This is a genomic window from Pseudomonas sp. QTF5 (assembly GCF_000512695.2).
Lineage (GTDB): Bacteria > Pseudomonadota > Gammaproteobacteria > Pseudomonadales > Pseudomonadaceae > Aquipseudomonas.
Window position 1 is genome coordinate 53,727 of the sequence record NZ_AZRW02000018.1, and the last position, 16,276, is coordinate 70,002.

Here is a 16,276-nt window from a genome sequence, read left to right on the forward strand (position 1 = left end):
CCGGACGCATTTCGATACGTTAGAGAACAAGAATTGTTCGCATTGTAGGGGCGAGGCCTGGATCCGGCAATCGGCTCTTGGTCGGTTTCTCTGATCCGGAGACCGTGTCATCGTTCTTCGCGAGCAAGCCCGCTCCCACATTCGACCGAATTCCTCTGAGAGAACTCGGTCACTTGTGGGAGCGGGCTTGCTCGCGTAGGCGGCTCCACAGGCACCGAAAACCCACCGGATTGCAGTGCTAGCGCAAAAACGCCTGCCGATATTCCCCGGGCGTGCCACCCAGCGCCTGGCGAAACCGGTTGGTGAAATGGCTCGCACTGGCAAACCCACAGGCCAACGCAATCTCCCCCAACGGCTGCGACGTCCCACGCAACAATTCCCGCGCGCGGCTCAGTCGTCGAGCCAACACATACTGATGCGGTGGCAAACCGAAGCTCACACGAAACATCCGCGCAAAGTGATATTCGGACAGCGCACATAACCCCGCCAATTGCCCAAGGCTGATGGCCTCGGCCATTTGATGGTCGATGAATTCCACCAACTGGCGCCGTTGATGCGCCGCCAATCCACCTTTGAGGCGCAAGCCCTGACGCACGCCTACCTGGCTGAGCAGGGCGTGGCTGAGCATTTCGTGGGCCAGGCTGCTGGTGAGCAGGCGTTCGCCCGGTTCGTCCCAGTTGAGGGCGATCAACTGCCGAAAGCGCCGGGCTTGCGGCGGGTCTTCGAGGAACGTGCGCTCGCGCAACTGCAATTCACGCGGTTCACGATCCAGCAGCGTGACGCAGCCGAGGGCAAATTGTTCGGGGCTGAAATACAGGTGGGCCAGGCGAATGTCGCCATTGATCACCCAGCCTGACTGATGGTCGGCCGGGAGAATGCACAGCTTGTCCGGACCGCCCTTGGTGCCGGGCTGGTCGCGGCGAAAGGTGCCGGTGCCGCCGGCGATGTAGCACGACAGGGTGTGATGGCTCGGCGCTTCGTAATTTTGGGCGTCGTGGTGGTTGCTCCACAAAGCCGCAGCCATGCCGTCACCGAGCTCGGCGCTGTGCTCCAGGCGAGCATTGGGTGAGCGGTTGAGGGCTTGAAAGACTTGCAACGTTTCCAGTGCGGCCATGATCGGTTCTCTCCAACGCCTTGCATCCTACTCCGTAGACATTGGCCTGCCAGCCCAACGGCCGACAAAAGCGCAAGTTTATGCAAGTGCGCCCACGATTGGTGCAGCACACTGGCCCCCTAATCAGGCAATGCACTGTGGCGAGGGAGTCCGCCCAGCCTGCGATGAGGCTGCGCTGTCGCGCAGAGAACATGCCGATAAATCGGCAAATAAATTTATCTTTAAAATCAATGAGATAAATTTTGTTCTATAAGAGCTTGCTCCCGCTTGAGTGCGCAGCGCTCACAAAACTGGCGAAATTTGCCAGGACTTGGGGCCGCTACGCAGTCCAGCGCGAGCAAGCTCGCTCGCCACAAAGTGAACAGCATTGCCCATCCCGGAGCTGTCGCCATGAACCTTTCGCTGTATCTACTGACCGTGCTGATCTGGGGCACCACCTGGATCGCCTTGAAATGGCAATTGGGCGTGGTGGCCATTCCTGTGTCGATCGTTTATCGCTTCGGCCTTGCCGCATTGGTGCTGTTCGTGATGTTGCTGCTCAGCCGGCGCCTGCAAGTGATGAACCGTCGCGGGCATCTGATTTGCCTGGCACAAGGGCTGTGCCTGTTCTGCATAAATTTCATGTGCTTCCTCACTGCCAGCCAATGGATTCCCAGCGGTTTGGTCGCCGTGGTGTTTTCCACTGCCACCCTGTGGAATGCCTTCAACGCACGGGTATTTTTCGGTCAGAAAATCGCTCGCAATGTATTGATGGGCGGTGCACTGGGTTTGCTCGGATTGGGCTTGTTGTTCTGGCCAGAGCTGGCCGGTCATACCGCCAGCCCCGAAACCTTGCTCGGGTTGGGTCTGGCGTTGCTCGGCACCTTGTGCTTCTCGGCGGGTAACATGCTGTCGAGTCTGCAACAGAAGGCCGGCCTGAAACCCCTGACCACCAATGCCTGGGGCATGGCTTACGGCGCGGCGATGTTGACGGTGTGGTGTCTGGTTAAAGGCATACCGTTCGACATGGAATGGAATGCCCGCTACATCGGGTCGTTGCTGTACCTGGTGATTCCCGGCTCGGTGATCGGCTTCACCGCCTACCTGACGCTGGTCGGGCGCATGGGGCCGGAGCGGGCCGCGTATTGCACCGTGCTCTTTCCTGTGGTGGCGCTGAACGTGTCGGCGTTTGTCGAAGGCTATCAATGGACGGCGCCGGCACTGGTGGGGCTGGTGTTGGTGATGTTGGGGAATGTGCTGGTGTTCCGTAAACCCAAGGCGTCGATGGTGCAAGGAAACGGCAAATTGGCGTGAGGTGCCCGAATCTGTAGTGAGCGGGCAGGCGTTTGAACCGCCTGCCCTTATTTAGTCAGCCTTTCCACACTTGTGGATTCACCAGATCCTGCGGTCGTTCACCCAACAAGGCGCTGCGCAAGTTGGCCAGGGCACGGTTAGCCATGGCTTCACGGGTTTCGTGGGTCGCGGAGCCGATATGCGGCAAGGTCACGGCGTTTTTCAGTTGGAACAGCGGTGATTCAGCCAGTGGTTCTTTCTCGTAGACGTCCAGCCCGGCGCCGCGAATGCGGTTGTTTTGCAGCGCTTCGATCAGCGCCGGTTCGTCCACTACGGGGCCGCGGGCGATGTTCACCAGAATGGCGCTCGGTTTCATCAGTGCCAGTTCACGGTGACTGATCAGGTGTCTGGTTTTTTCGCTGAGCGGCACCACCAGGCAGACGAAATCGGCTTCGGCCAGCAACTGGTCGAGGCTGCGGAACTGCGCACCGAGCTCCTGTTCCAGTTCGGTCTTGCGGCTGTTGCCACTGTAGATAATCGGCATGTTGAAGCCCAGCCGACCGCGACGGGCGATGGCCGCGCCGATGTTACCCATGCCGACGATGCCTAAGGTTTTGCCATGCACATCGCTACCGAACAACGGCGCGCCGACGGTGGCTTGCCATTGACCAGCCTTGGTCCATGCGTCCAGCTCAGCGACGCGGCGGGCGCTGCTCATGAGCAAGGCGAAGGCCAGGTCGGCGGTGCTTTCGGTGAGGACGTCGGGGGTGTTGGTGAGCATGATCCCGCGTTCGTTGAAGTAGGCGAGGTCGTAGTTGTCGTAGCCGACGGAGACGCTGGAGACCACTTCCAATTTGGCGGCATTTTCCAGTTGCGCACGACCGAGTTTACGACCGACACCGATCAGGCCGTGGGCGTGGGGCAGGGCTTCATTGAATTGGGCGTTGATGTCGCCGTTTTTCGGGTTCGGCACGATCACGTCGAAGTCTTGTTGCAGACGTTCGATCATCGGTGGGGTGATACGGCTGAAGGCGAGGACGGTTTTTTTCATTGGAGGCGGCTCGTCGGGCTTGGAGAATGCCAAGCACGCTAACATTCTTCCCGGGTTAGGTGCGAGTGCCTGCGGGTGTACGCCGTCTAACTGTGGGAGCGGGCTTGCTCGCGAAAGCGATGTGTCAGACGACATTAATGTTGAATGTGAAATCGCCTTCTCGAGCAAGCCCGCTCCCACAGGGGATCAGCTGTGTGGCGCGGGTTTTGGTACGCCGACGTTATCGAGCATCCGGTTCACCGCCAGTTCGGCCAGCATGACGATCTGCTGAATCGCCATCGCTGTATGTCGGTGTGGGCCTTCCAGGTAGCCCGCAAAATCACTGGCCATCACACTGGCCTGGGCCAACGATTCACAGGTGTGGGCCAACAGGTCTTCATCTTTGATATCCGGCGCAACCATAAACATCGTGCTTGGCTTGCGGGCCACGGGGGATTTGAGGGCGGAGGGGTTGAGGTAGTGATTGAGCGCCCGTTCAGCGGCGTCGTTGCGTTTCTTGGAATTGGGGGATTCGTAGGGGGAAACGTCGTCGGTTTCCGGAGGGTTCGGTGTTTCTTTGATCATGCGAAAGTTACTCATTGGCAGATGAAGTGGAACTGCCATCTTTCGTTTTCCAGACGAAAGGTGGCAGCCGTGCGCGGACTGGAAAAACCGGAACATCCACCAAAACCCGGCAGACCCGAAGGTCTCCCGCGCACAGCCGCCATAACAAGGATTGCGTGCAGAAAAAAGCGCCGCAGTATGCCATGAGCTGTGGTAAGTGTTTGCCAGGTTTTCCAGACCTGATCGCTGATTTGGCAGCGACCCACAAAGCCTACCCATTTCCCTTCCGACCCAACAACCGACAGAACTCGTCGGAAACATCCCCCAAAATCACCGCGTCTGTAGGACCGTGAAATCAGTTCGCCACCCGAACCCCACCCAAACTGCCACTCAATTCATACGCCGCCAATTCCGCCTGATGCGCCGCCAATATCTCCGGCAACGACCCACGTAAGTACTCGACCCACGTCTTGATCTTCGCATCCAGATACTGCCGCGACGGGTAGATCGCATACAGATTCAGTTCCTGCGAGCGGTAATTCGGCATTACCCGTACCAGCGTGCCGTTGCGCAGCCCTTCAATTGCCGCATACACCGGTAAAACGCCGACCCCCATGCCACTGGAGATCGCAGTCTTCATCGCGTCAGCGGAGTTCACCAAAAACGGTGAGCTATTAATGGTGACCATTTCCTGGCCATCGGGGCCGTCGAAGGCCCACTTCTCCAGCGGGATCACCGGGCTTACCAGGCGCAGGCACGCGTGGTTGAGCAAATCGCTGGGCTTGTGTGCGCAACCGTTGGCTTTTACATAGGCGGGCGATGCGCAAACGATGCTGTAGGTGATGCCCAGGCGTTGGGAGACGAAGCCCGAGTCCGGCAGTTCGCTGGCGAGGACGATGGACACGTCGTAGCCCTCGTCGAGCAGATCCGGCACGCGGTTGGCCATGGTCAGGTCGAAGGTCACGTCCGGGTGGGTTTTGCGGTAGCGGGCGATGGCGTCGATCACGAAGTGCTGACCGATGCCGGTCATGGTGTGCACCTTGAGTTGCCCGGCCGGGCGCGCGTGGGCGTCGCTGGCCTCGGCTTCAGCTTCTTCGACGTAGGCCAGGATCTGCTCGCAACGCAATAGATAACGCTTACCGGCCTCGGTCAGGGCGATGCGGCGGGTGGTGCGGTTGAGCAGGCGGGTTTGCAGGTGGGCCTCCAGGTTGGAGACCGCGCGCGAGACGTTGGCCGTGGTGGTGTCGAGTTGCACGGCGGCGGCGGTGAAGCTGCCGGCCTCGGCCACGTAACTGAAGGCGCGCATGTTTTGCAAAGTGTCCATGGGGTGCTCTCTTGGCGAATGGCAAATTGTGACACGAAGTTTCTGCTTTTTTACAGACGACTAAAGATGGACCACGGGATTATCGCGTTAACGGTAACAAAGATTCACAGGAATCCCGGCTTATCGCCATTCGGGCCGCCCCCTAGAATCACGCCCATCCCTGTAGAAGCGAGGCTTGCCCGCGAAGGCCGTCCTCGCAGGCACCATGGCTGTCGCTTGACAAGACGCCTTCGCGGGCAAGCCTCGCTCCTACAGGATCTCCCCCTATTTCAGGAATTTGCAGCAGTGCCGCGTCGCATCAACAGAGCGCTCAAGACGGTAAGTGTTTTGGCTTTAACCCTGGCAATCAGCGGCTGCATCGGCACCGCAGGAATTGCCCCACAAGGCAAGGCACTGGAGGCCAATTCATTGGCCACCGACGACGCCATTCAGAGCGCCGCGCAGGATGCTCACTGGCCCACGGCCCAATGGTGGCAAGCCTACGGCGACCCGCAACTGAGCCGCTGGATCGACCTCGCCCTGCAAGGCAGCCCGAACATCGCCATGGCCGCCGCGCGAGTGCGTCAGGCGCGGTCCATGGCCGGCATTGCCGAGTCCGCCGAGTCGTTGCAGATCAATGGCCAATCGACCCTCAAGCGCCACAACTGGCCCACCGATCAGTTCTACGGCCCCGGCGAGTTGGCCAACACCACCACCTGGGACAACAACGCCGCACTGGGCTTCAGCTATGCCCTCGACCTTTGGGGGCGCGAAAGCAACGCCACCGAACGCGCGGTGGACATGGCCCACATGAGCGCCGCCGAAGCACGGCAGGCCCAGCTCGAATTGCAGAACAACATCGTCCGCGCCTACATCGAACTCTCGTTGCATTACGCGCAACGGGACATCGTCGCGGCGACCTTGAAGCAGCAACAGCAAATTCTCGACCTGGCACAGAAGCGTCTGGATGGTGGCATCGGCACGCATTTCGAAGTCAGCCAAGCCGAAACACCATTGCCGGAAACCCATCGGAAAATCGATGCGCTGGACGAAGAAATTGCTCTAAGCCGCAACCAACTCGCCGCGCTGGCCGGTAAGGGACCGGGGGAGGGCGCGCAGTTGCAACGGCCGACGCTGTCGTTGGGCGCGGCGCTGAAGTTGCCGTCGTCTTTGCCCGCGCAATTGCTTGGTCAACGCCCGGACGTGGTCGCCAGTCGCTGGCAAGTGGCGGCGCAGGCGCGAGGCATCGATGTCGCCCAAGCCGGTTTCTACCCCAACGTCGATCTGGTCGGCAGCCTCGGCTACATGGCCACCGGCGGCGGTGCGCTGGAGTTCCTCACCGGCAAGAAGCTCAACTACAGCGTGGGCCCGGCGATTTCGTTGCCAATCTTCGACGGCGGCCGCTTGCGTGCGGAGCTGGGCGAAGCCTCGGCCGGTTATGACATCGCGGTGGCCAGATACAACCAGACGCTGGTCAATGCACTGAAGAACATCTCCGACCAGCTGATTCGCCGCGAGTCGATGGACAAGCAACAAGCCTTCGCCGCCGAGTCGGTGGCCACGGCGCAGAAGACCTACGACATCGCGATGATCGCGTATCAGCGTGGGCTCACCGATTACCTCAACGTGCTCAATGCGCAGACGTTGTTGTTCAAGCAGCAACAAGTGCAGCAGCAGGTTCAGGCCGCACGCTTGAGTGCTCATGCCGAGTTGGTGACGGCGCTTGGCGGTGGACTTGGTGCGGGCAATGATGTGCCGAAGGACAATCAGATCTCTGTACCGAAAACCCCGGCCCTTCTTAAGAATCTCTCGAATTGAACACGCAACCTGTGGGAGCGGGCTTGCTCGCGAAAGCGGTGTGTCAGGCGAAATCCGCGTTGACTGACACTCCGTCTTCGCGAGCAAGCCCGCTCCCACAGGGGCCGAGTTCTCGCCGCACAACCCAAGACCATTGAGCAAAATTCCATGACTCCCTTGCCCGCACCTTTGCGCTGGCTGTATTCCCTTGAATGGCGCCGGGGTTTCTTCGACTGGGCACGCAGCGACGGCGTGACCTGGGTGTACATTTTCAAGGTGCTGTTCGCCGCGTTCCTGACCCTGTGGCTGGCCATGCGCCTTGAGTTGCCGCAACCGCGCACTGCGATGATCACCGTGTTCATCGTCATGCAACCGCAAAGCGGCCAAGTGTTCGCCAAGAGTTTCTATCGCTTCCTCGGCACGTTGGCCGGGTCGGCGGTGATGGTCGTGTTGATTGCCTTGTTTGCGCAGAACACCGAACTGTTCCTCGGCTCGCTGGCGATCTGGGTCGGCCTCTGCTCGGCCGGTGCGGCGCGTTATCGCAACTTCCGCGCTTACGGATTTGTGCTCGCCGGTTATACGGCGGCGATGGTCGGACTGCCTGCCCTGGCCCACCCCGACGGCGCGTTCATGGCGGCGGTCTGGCGCGTATTGGAAATCTCCCTGGGGATTCTCTGCTCGACGCTGGTCAGCGCCGCGATCCTGCCGCAAACCGCCAGCGCCGCGATGCGCAATGCCTTGTATCAGCGCTTCGGCGTGTTTGCCTTGTTCGCCACCGATGGCTTGCGCGGTCGCAGTCAGCGCGAGGCGTTTGAAGCGAACAACGTGCGGTTTATCGCCGAGGCGGTGGGCCTGGAAGGGCTGCGCAGCGTCACGGTGTTCGAAGACCCGCACATGCGTCGGCGCAACGGCCGGCTCAGCCGTTTGAACAGCGAATTCATGGGCATCACCACGCGCTTCAATGCCCTGCATCAGTTGCTCGAACGCCTGCGCAGCAGCGGCACTGATCATGTTGTCGCGGCGATCAAACCGGGGTTACAGGCTCTGGCCGAAGTGCTCGACGGCTTCAGCGGTCGCGCCTTGACCAGCCCCGACGCTGCACGCCTGGCCACCGCTTTGGCAACCTATAAGGAAAACTTGCCGGCGCGTGTCCGCAGCCTGCGGGCGACCTTTCAGGAGAGTGCTCCGAGCGACGCCGAGCAGCTGGATTTTCACACCGCCTACGAGCTGCTTTATCGCTTCGTCGACGACCTGCACAGTTATGCACAGACCCACGCGTCCCTGGCCGATCACCGCCACGAACGGGAACGTTGGGACGAGCCCTTCACCCCGCAAACCAACTGGCTGGCCTCGGCGGCGTCGGGTATTCGCGCAGCATTCATCCTCGTGGTGCTCGGCAGTTATTGGGTGGCCACCGCGTGGCCGAGCGGGGCGACCATGACCCTGATCGCTGCCGCCACGGTCGGCCTTTCAGCGGCGACTCCGAACCCCAAGCGCATGGCGTTTCAGATGGCCTGCGGGACGTTGCTCGGGGCGTTGATCGGCTTCGTCGAGATGTTTTTCATCTTCCCCTGGATCGACGGATTTCCGTTGCTCTGCGTGATGCTCGCGCCGGTAATCGTGTTCGGTGCGTTCCTGACTTCACGGCCGCAATACGCCGGGGTTGGCTTGGGATTGCTGATCTTCTTCAGCACCGGTTCGGTGCCGGACAACCTCACGGTTTACAACCCTTACGCCTTCATCAACGACTACATCGCCATGATCATGGGCATGCTGGTGTGCGCGGCGGCCGGGGCGATCATTTTGCCGCCCAACAGCCGCTGGTTATGGCGACGGTTGGAGCAGGATTTGCGCGGACAAGTGGTGTACGCCATCAGCGGCAAACTCAAAGGTTTGGCATCGAGTTTCGAAAGCCGCACTCGCGATCTTTTGCATCAGGCCTACGGCCTCGCAGCGGGACAGCCACAGGTGCAACGGGACTTGCTGCGCTGGATGTTCGTGGTGTTGGAAGTCGGCCACGCGATCATCGAGTTGCGCAAGGAACAGGCGATTCTGCCGGTGCATCCGGCGTACGCCGAATCACAACCGTGGCGCCAGTCAATCCGGATGATGGGGCGTTCGCTGGTGCGACTGTTTCTGCAACCGAGCCAGAGCAATCTGGAGCGTGCTCTGGTCGCGGTCGATCATGCGATCAGCTGCGTGCAGGCCACCGACGAACCGTTCGCACCGCACTTCGATACCTCTGCCTTGCGTCGGGTGAAGAGCTACTTGCACTTCATCCGCACCTCGCTGCTCGACCCGCAATCGCCATTGGCCTCCTACGCCATCGGCAAGACCCAAGGACTTGAACATGCCACGTGAAATCGCCTTCCACGGCGTGTACATGCCGACCATGACCCTGATGTTTTTCATTGCGGCGGCGCTGGCCTGGGCGCTGGATCGATTCCTGTCCGGGTTCGATCTGTACCGCTTTTTCTGGCACCCGGCGCTGCTGCGCCTGAGCCTGTTTACCTGTCTGTTCGGCGCCCTGGCGCTGACTGTTTACCGTTGACTCTCTATTTCTGAAGAAGGCCCTGATGAAAAAGCTTTTCAGCCTGCTCGCGACCCTGCTGGTGTTGGCCCTTGCGCTGTGGATCGGCCGGACCCTGTGGGTGCATTACATGGACACGCCCTGGACCCGCGACGGCCGGGTGCGCGCCGACATCATCAATGTCGCCGCCGACGTTACCGGTGAAGTGGTGGACGTGCCGGTGCGCGACAACCAGCTAGTGAAGAAGGGCGATTTGCTGATGCGCATCGACCCCGAGCATTACCGCATCGCGGTGAAACAGGCGCAGTCACTGGTGGCCTCGCGCAAAGCGACCTGGGAGATGCGCAAGGTCAACGCCCATCGCCGCGCCGACCTCGACAACCTGGTGATCTCCAGGGAAAACCGCGACGACGCCAGCAACATCGCCGACTCTGCCCTGGCCGATTACCAGCACGCACAAGCGCAACTGGAAGCGGCGGAGTTGAATCTAAAACGCACTGAAGTGCGCGCGGCGGTGGACGGCTATGTGACCAACCTCAACGTCCATCGTGGTGATTACGCACGCATTGGTGAGGCGAAAATGGCGGTGGTCGATATGAACTCGTTCTGGGTGTATGGCTTCTTCGAAGAAACCAAATTGCCGCATGTGCGCGTGGGCGATAAAGCCGATATGCAACTGATGAGCGGTGAAGTGCTCAAGGGGCATGTGGAAAGTATTTCTCGGGGTATCTACGATCGCGACAACCCGGAAAGCCGCGAGTTGATTGCCGATGTGAATCCGACGTTCAACTGGGTGCGTCTGGCGCAGCGGGTGCCGGTGCGGATTCACATTGATCAAGTGCCGGAGGGCGTGCTGTTGGCGGCGGGGATTACTTGCACCGTTGTGGTGAAGCAGGTGGTTGAGGAGTAACTGACAGACCGAGTCGCCTGCTTCGCGAGCAAGCCCGCTCCCACACTTGATCTACTTTGTGCACATATTTTGTGTTCACTGAAGATCAAGTGTGGGAGCGGGCTTGCTCGCGAATGGAGCGACTCGGTCCCTCAGGCAGATGGCGACAGTTCACTCCTTGCAAAACGTCTCATGCAAATGCCGCCAAATCACCTTGCCATCGGCCTGTTTCTCAAACACCACCGAGGATCGCCGATCGGAATGAAGCCCCGTCGCATCGGTCTGCTGCTCGCGGTAACTCACCACTGCGCCGCCGTCATACAGCGCGACACCTCGCAATTCGCTGAGCTCAATCCTGAACCCGAGCTTCTTCCCGCCCGCCAGCAGAAACAATTCATTCAACGCCTCAAAATCCAGCACCCGGCCCAACGGCGAGATCATGGAAAACTGCGGCGAAAAACGCGTCAGCAATAGCTCAAGCTCGGACTCGTCTCGTTCCTCGGCCAGCCATTGCTCGATGGCTATGTGGGCCTGGATCACTTCGTCAAAGTATTCGGTGTAGTCGGTCATGGGACGTTCGGTCACTTATGGATTTCAGAAAAGTTTCGGAATTTTCGATGATTGTGCTGTGCCCTTCGCGGGCAACTCGGTCTCAAAGTTGCCCGCGCAACCCGAACCGCTTCATCAACCCCGACTCCAGCAACCCCTTGGGCAACAACCCCGCCATCAACGGCAACGCCCGGCTGCCGTTACCCAAACGCACCAGACGCGGCGGTTTATTCTGCTGCACGGCCTTCAATAAACCGGCGGCAAATTCACTGGCCGGCGTCGGCTTGTCCTGAGACGCCTTGGCCCGCGCACGAATACCTTCACGTAGCGGCCACCACGGAGATTGTTCGGTGATCAGTTGCTCAGCTTCGTTGCCGGCATTTTTCGCGAAGCTGGACGCGATAGCCCCTGGCTGAACTTCCATTACCCGCACACCGAAGGGTGCCAGTTCCATGCGCAACGCATCGCTCAAGGCATGCACCGCAGCTTTCGAAGCACAGTAAGCACCGGCAAACGGCGTGACTAGAACCCCGGAAACGCTGCCGATGTTCACCACCAGGCCCCTGGCGCGACGCAGCACCGGGAACATCGCGCGAGTCACGCCGACGATGGCAAACACGTTGGTTTCGAATTGCCGCTGCATGGCCGGCACACCGCCGTCGAGCAGGGGGCCCATAGCGCCATAACCGGCATTGTTGATCAGCACATCAAGGCCGCCGCACTGCTGATTGATCCGCTCACTCAGTTGTTCGAGGGCCGGACCATCGTTCACGTCCAGTTGCACGGCGGTGAACCCGGCGGCGGTTAGAGCGGCTACGTCTTCAGCCTTGCGGGCGCTGGCCCAGACTTCGTAACCGGCACTTTTGAAAGCGTCGGCGAGGGCGCGGCCAATGCCGCTGGAGCAACCGGTAATCAACGCAATGGGCATGGGCGCGGTCCTTGTGCAAAAGAAAAGGGATCAGTCGGAGAAACTACCCTGCAAACGCTCGGCGCGAAATTCCAGGGTTTGCGGGCGATAACCGGGGCGCAGGGGCGGCATAGGCAAGCAGTCTTCCCAATTGCCGCCGGCCTGCAATTCGCCGGGGCCGCGATAGCGCGGTGCGGCATATTGATTGTCAGCCAGATTGACCGTATCGCCCGGTGCATAAGCGGCGATTCGCCAACGCAGTTCGGTCAGCGGCACATCGTTGCCGTTGTTCATCGTCAGCTTCAAGGGGCGATCTGCCGGGCAGTGTTCGGGCGCGTAGGTGATGCGCAGCTCAAGGCGCGCCAGTTGCTTGACCTCGCGGGTGTCCAGCCAGAATACCCACACCGCCACCAGACCCAATCCGAAGGCGGCTGCCATGGACACCGGCACGGCCTTGGACGGGTAGCGCAGCAGCAGGATCAGCCAGGTGATGACCAGCAGGACGCCGATGAACATGACGCGAAACCTCGGGAAGGGAAAGAGCATCCTACCTAAGCGTAGGTGGGATTGGCGATGGGCATGATTCCTGCGTTGGACGTTATGCCCCCTTCGCGAGCAAGCCCGCTCCCACATTCGACCAAGTTGTCTTATGGGAATGCGATTAAATGTGGGAGCGGGCTTGCTCGCGAAGGGGCCCTCTGAATCGCTGCAAAACCTAAAAAAAAGCCCCCGCCCAACCCACTGCGGATAGGGACGCAGCGGGCTGGACGAGGGCTATTTATTTTTTACCGGTCAAATCACTGCGCGATGGTTTTCACCGACACGCCACGCTCGATCGGGGTGGAGCGACCGTAGATATCTTCAAACCGCTCGATATCGTCTTCACCCAGGTAGCTGCCCGATTGCACTTCGATGATTTCCAGCGAGATCTTGCCCGGATTGCGCAAGCGGTGGACCGAAGCGATCGGGATGTAGGTCGACTGGTTTTCAGTCAGCAGGAACACGTTTTCGTCGCAGGTTACTTCAGCGGTGCCGCTGACCACGATCCAGTGTTCGGCGCGGTGGTGGTGCATCTGCAGCGACAGGCACGCGCCCGGTTTGACCGAGATGCGCTTGACCTGGAAGCGGCCGCCCATATCCACCGAGTCGTAGGAGCCCCACGGACGATAGACTTCGCAGTGGTTCTGGGTTTCGCTGCGGCCCAGCTCGTTGAGGGTGTTGACCATCTGTTTCACGCCTTGGACCTTGTCCTTGTGGGCGATCATCATGGCGTCCTTGGTTTCGACGACCACGATGTTTTCCAGGCCGATCACCGACACCAGTTTGCCGTTGCCGTGGATCATGCAGTTTTTGCTGTCCTGGATGACCACGTCGCCTTTGGTGACGTTACCGTTGGCGTCTTTTTCGTTGACTTCCCACAACGACGACCAGCAACCGACATCGCTCCAGCCTGCGGTCAGCGGCACCACGCAGGCGCGCTGGGTTTTTTCCATCACCGAGTAGTCGATGGAATTGTCCGGGCAGCAGGCGAAGGTGGCGGCATCGATGTCGACGGTGTCGGCATCCTGTGCGCTACGTTCCAGCGTCAGCATGCAGGTGTCGTAGATGTCCGGATCATGCTTTTTCAGCTCTTCGAGGAAACGGCTGGCGCGGAACAGGAACATGCCGCTGTTCCAGAAGTAACCACCGGACTGGACGAATTCGGTGGCGCGTTTCACGTCAGGTTTTTCGACGAAGTGCGAGACACGGCTGACGCCTTCCGGCAGCAGGGCGTCGTTGGTGGATTTGATGTAGCCGTAACCGGTTTCCGGTTTGGTCGCCGGCACGCCGAACAGCACCATTTCGCCACGCTCGGCTGCCACAGTGGCCAGTGCCAGGGCGCGTTGCAGGGCTTTCTGGTCTTCCAGCACGTGGTCGGCCGGCAGCACCAGCATCAACTCGTCGCGACCTTCATTGACCAGCATCATCGCGGTCAGGGCCACTGCTGGCGAGGTGTTGCGGCCGAAGGGTTCCATCAGTACGCGCTGCACGTCCAGGTTGCGGGCGCTCAACTGCTCGTTGACGATGAAACGGTGTTCCTTGTTACACACCACGATCGGGGTGTCCATGCCTTCGAACACCAGGCGTTCCAGGGTTTGCTGGAACAGCGTTTGTTCGCCGGTCAGTGCGAGGAATTGCTTGGGGAATTGCTTACGCGAAAGCGGCCAAAGACGTGAGCCGCTACCACCTGACAAGATCACCGGAATCATGTTGTTACTCCTTCAAAATCGATTGGTTAGAGCTACTGCGTTCTGTCGTTTCACTCTTGTTCTTGTTCCGTGTCCAAATTGACGCCTCGGTCCAATGTGGGAGCGGGCTTGCTCGCGAAGGCGGTGTATCAGTCGACATCGATGCTGAATGTCAGACCGCTTTCGCGAGCAAGCCCGGCTCCCACAGGGATATGGGTCAATCCGGCAAATGTGTTAGCGCGTCGAAACCGGGCGTTTAACCCACACTGGCGACAGGCTGCTGCCGTTGCCGGTGACGTACAGCACCGCGGCTTCACCACGTTCCAGGGCAACCGGCTTCACGTCACCGACTTTGGTGGCGCCGTCGTACAGCGCCAGGCTGACTTTCACCGGGTTGATTTCACGCTCGCCACGGCCCTTGGCCGCCACGGACGGGACCACTTCGGTCTTGCCGTCGGCGGTTTTCAGGGTCAGGGCCTTGTCGCTGAGGTTCTGTACGCGAACCAGGGATTTCTGCTTGTTCTTGAACGGTGGCTCTTCGATCAGTTGCGGCGCGCCGCTGGCGTTGTTGACCAGGGTGTAATAGTGGTCGCCGGCCAGTTTCACCGGCAGGGTCTGGCTGCCGACCTTGGCGCTGTAGTCGCCGCCCGGCATGAAGCTGAAGTCGGTGCTGGACAGCGGCGCGACTTCGCTCAGGTTGGTGGTGCCAACAGTGGCGCTGACTTCAGCGTTACCGGCGTTGAAGACCCGCACGAAACTGGAGCCTTTTGGTGCGGTCGGGCCGTAGAGCGCGCCGTCACCGGCGAAAGCCTGCACGGACAGGACGCTCATGCCGGCGACGAGGGCAACTGCCTTGATGGAGCGAGCGGCGAGACGGCGAGGAGTAGTAGTGAAAGTCATGGTGTACCTCTCTTTCAGTTTTGCGCCCGGTCGGGCGTCTCGGATTTAGTGTTTGCAGCTACGTTTTGTTGGCGTGCGCCGGCTTGTTTAAGCTCTGCGACCCACTGCGGGTCGGCGTCACCGATTTCGTTGTTCACAGGCAGATATCGTTCAGGGAACTCCCAGATCAGCACTTGTGGCGGGCTGTTCTTGAAAGCATCGCTTTTCAGGTAGCTGAGCATCGGCAGAATCGGGCCGTGGCCGTCTTCGGCGTAGCTGACCACGTCGCTGTGCAGTGCCTCTTTCAGCGCACCGATGAAGTTCCAGTTCGGGTTGGCGCTGTAACTGGTGCCGATCAGGGCCACCGGCACTTCAGTGTTGGCGAACAGGGCGTCGTCACCGGCAGGCTGATCTTGCGCAGCCACGGTGTTGCGCTTCTGCAAAGGCTCTTGGGCCGGCATCAGGTTTTCGAACAGCGGATCGAGCGGCAGGAACAACCGCAGGTCACCCTTGTGCGTCACCTTCTCCGCAGGTTCGGTGATGAAGTTTTGCGGTTCGCCGCTGAGCGGAGCCTTGTCGGCAATGGTTTTGGCCAGGGTCTGGGCAGCGATTTGCGCGCCTTCCGGGGTCCAGTGGGTGTCGGTGCGCAGGAACACTTGCTGACCGTCTTGCTTGCCCTTTTGCAGCGGGCCGAGCAGGTCAGGGGCGAGGATCTTGTTAGCCGCCACACGAGCGTGGAAGTCCTTGTACAGATTGGCGTGGATACTCGCCGGCTTCACTTCACCCAGATGTTCCGGGTACAGACGCGTCTTGGCCGGGACAATCGCCATCACCAGTTGCACGCCTTTCTCTTTCAGTTCCTGGCGCACGCCTTCGACCAGCGCGTAGTTGCCCTGCAGGTTCAACTCTTCGTTGACGATCGGGTGGAACTCTTCATCGCTGTAGAGCCACTGATCGCGACCGAGCACTACGCCCGGACGACCTTCGTTGAACAGTTTGAAATCCAGCGCGGCCCAAAGGTTGGTGCCCAGGCGCTTGATCGGGAACTCGTCGTCGTAGTGCGTTTCGACGGCTTTGCTCCAGCGACCGTTGAGCACGGTTGCATCGGCATTGGTACTGAAGCCGAAGAAGCTGCGTACCGACCACACGCCAAGGACCAGCAAGGTCACCAGGAACAGGGCGATGTAGAAGATGCGTAATGAGCGGGTCATAGT

General features: G+C 60.1%; 15 protein-coding genes. 5 read left to right on the top strand and 10 right to left on the bottom strand.

Annotation, left to right across the window (positions count from 1 at the left end):
• Positions 1–238: 238 nt before the first annotated feature.
• Positions 239–1,114, bottom strand: a complete 876-nt coding sequence (locus tag IC37_RS15905; protein ID WP_030128663.1) for an AraC family transcriptional regulator — start codon at positions 1,112–1,114, stop codon at positions 239–241.
• Positions 1,115–1,504: 390 nt separating this feature from the next.
• Between IC37_RS15905 and IC37_RS15910 the strand changes: the two genes are divergently transcribed.
• Positions 1,505–2,407 (top strand): DMT family transporter, encoded by a 903-nt coding sequence (locus IC37_RS15910; RefSeq protein ID WP_030128664.1) that lies wholly within the window; start codon positions 1,505–1,507, stop codon positions 2,405–2,407.
• A gap of 55 nt (positions 2,408–2,462) precedes the next feature.
• Here the strand turns inward: IC37_RS15910 and IC37_RS15915 are convergent, their stop codons facing one another.
• The 3 genes from IC37_RS15915 to IC37_RS15925 form a co-directional block, all read right to left on the bottom strand.
• A complete protein-coding gene (locus IC37_RS15915) occupies positions 2,463–3,437 on the bottom strand; it encodes a D-glycerate dehydrogenase (protein WP_030128665.1) in 975 nt (324 codons plus the stop codon).
• Positions 3,438–3,623: 186 nt separating this feature from the next.
• Positions 3,624–4,001, bottom strand: a complete 378-nt coding sequence (locus tag IC37_RS15920; RefSeq protein ID WP_030128666.1) for a DUF6124 family protein — start codon at positions 3,999–4,001, stop codon at positions 3,624–3,626.
• Between the two features lie 334 nt (positions 4,002–4,335).
• Entirely contained in the window at positions 4,336–5,304 is a 969-nt protein-coding gene (locus tag IC37_RS15925) for a LysR family transcriptional regulator (RefSeq protein WP_030128667.1), read from the bottom strand.
• Positions 5,305–5,589: 285 nt separating this feature from the next.
• Between IC37_RS15925 and IC37_RS15930 the strand changes: the two genes are divergently transcribed.
• From IC37_RS15930 to IC37_RS15950, 4 genes are all read left to right on the top strand, one after another.
• Entirely contained in the window at positions 5,590–7,101 is a 1,512-nt protein-coding gene (locus tag IC37_RS15930) for an efflux transporter outer membrane subunit (protein ID WP_030128668.1), read from the top strand.
• A gap of 147 nt (positions 7,102–7,248) precedes the next feature.
• A complete protein-coding gene (locus IC37_RS15940) occupies positions 7,249–9,441 on the top strand; it encodes an FUSC family protein (protein ID WP_030128669.1) in 2,193 nt (730 codons plus the stop codon).
• A complete protein-coding gene (locus IC37_RS15945) occupies positions 9,431–9,631 on the top strand; it encodes a DUF1656 domain-containing protein (protein WP_007896379.1) in 201 nt (66 codons plus the stop codon). The genes IC37_RS15940 and IC37_RS15945 overlap by 11 nt, the downstream gene beginning before the upstream one ends.
• Before the next feature lie 25 nt (positions 9,632–9,656).
• Positions 9,657–10,520: an HlyD family secretion protein gene (locus tag IC37_RS15950; RefSeq protein ID WP_030128670.1), complete on the top strand. Its 864-nt coding sequence runs from the start codon at positions 9,657–9,659 to the stop codon at positions 10,518–10,520.
• Between the two features lie 150 nt (positions 10,521–10,670).
• Here IC37_RS15950 and IC37_RS15955 read toward each other — a convergent pair whose 3' ends face one another.
• The 6 genes from IC37_RS15955 to IC37_RS15980 all read right to left on the bottom strand — a co-directional run bounded on the left by IC37_RS15955 (position 10,671) and on the right by IC37_RS15980 (position 16,273).
• Positions 10,671–11,069, bottom strand: a complete 399-nt coding sequence (locus IC37_RS15955; RefSeq protein ID WP_030128671.1) for a hypothetical protein — start codon at positions 11,067–11,069, stop codon at positions 10,671–10,673.
• Between the two features lie 82 nt (positions 11,070–11,151).
• The gene (locus tag IC37_RS15960) at positions 11,152–11,976 is read right to left on the bottom strand and encodes an SDR family oxidoreductase (RefSeq protein ID WP_030128672.1); all 825 of its coding nucleotides are present in this window, start codon (positions 11,974–11,976) and stop codon (positions 11,152–11,154) included.
• 30 nt (positions 11,977–12,006) lie between these two features.
• Positions 12,007–12,471 carry a hypothetical protein gene (locus IC37_RS15965; protein WP_030128673.1) on the bottom strand — a complete coding sequence of 155 codons (465 nt, stop codon included), beginning with the start codon at positions 12,469–12,471 and terminating at the stop codon, positions 12,007–12,009.
• Positions 12,472–12,752: 281 nt separating this feature from the next.
• Entirely contained in the window at positions 12,753–14,204 is a 1,452-nt protein-coding gene (locus IC37_RS15970) for a mannose-1-phosphate guanylyltransferase/mannose-6-phosphate isomerase (RefSeq protein ID WP_030128674.1), read from the bottom strand.
• 213 nt (positions 14,205–14,417) lie between these two features.
• Entirely contained in the window at positions 14,418–15,083 is a 666-nt protein-coding gene (locus IC37_RS15975; protein WP_030128675.1) for an alginate O-acetyltransferase AlgF, read from the bottom strand.
• 14 nt (positions 15,084–15,097) lie between these two features.
• On the bottom strand, positions 15,098–16,273 hold the full coding sequence (locus tag IC37_RS15980) for an alginate O-acetyltransferase (RefSeq protein WP_030128676.1): 1,176 nt from the start codon (positions 16,271–16,273) through the stop codon (positions 15,098–15,100).
• Positions 16,274–16,276 lie beyond the last annotated feature (3 nt).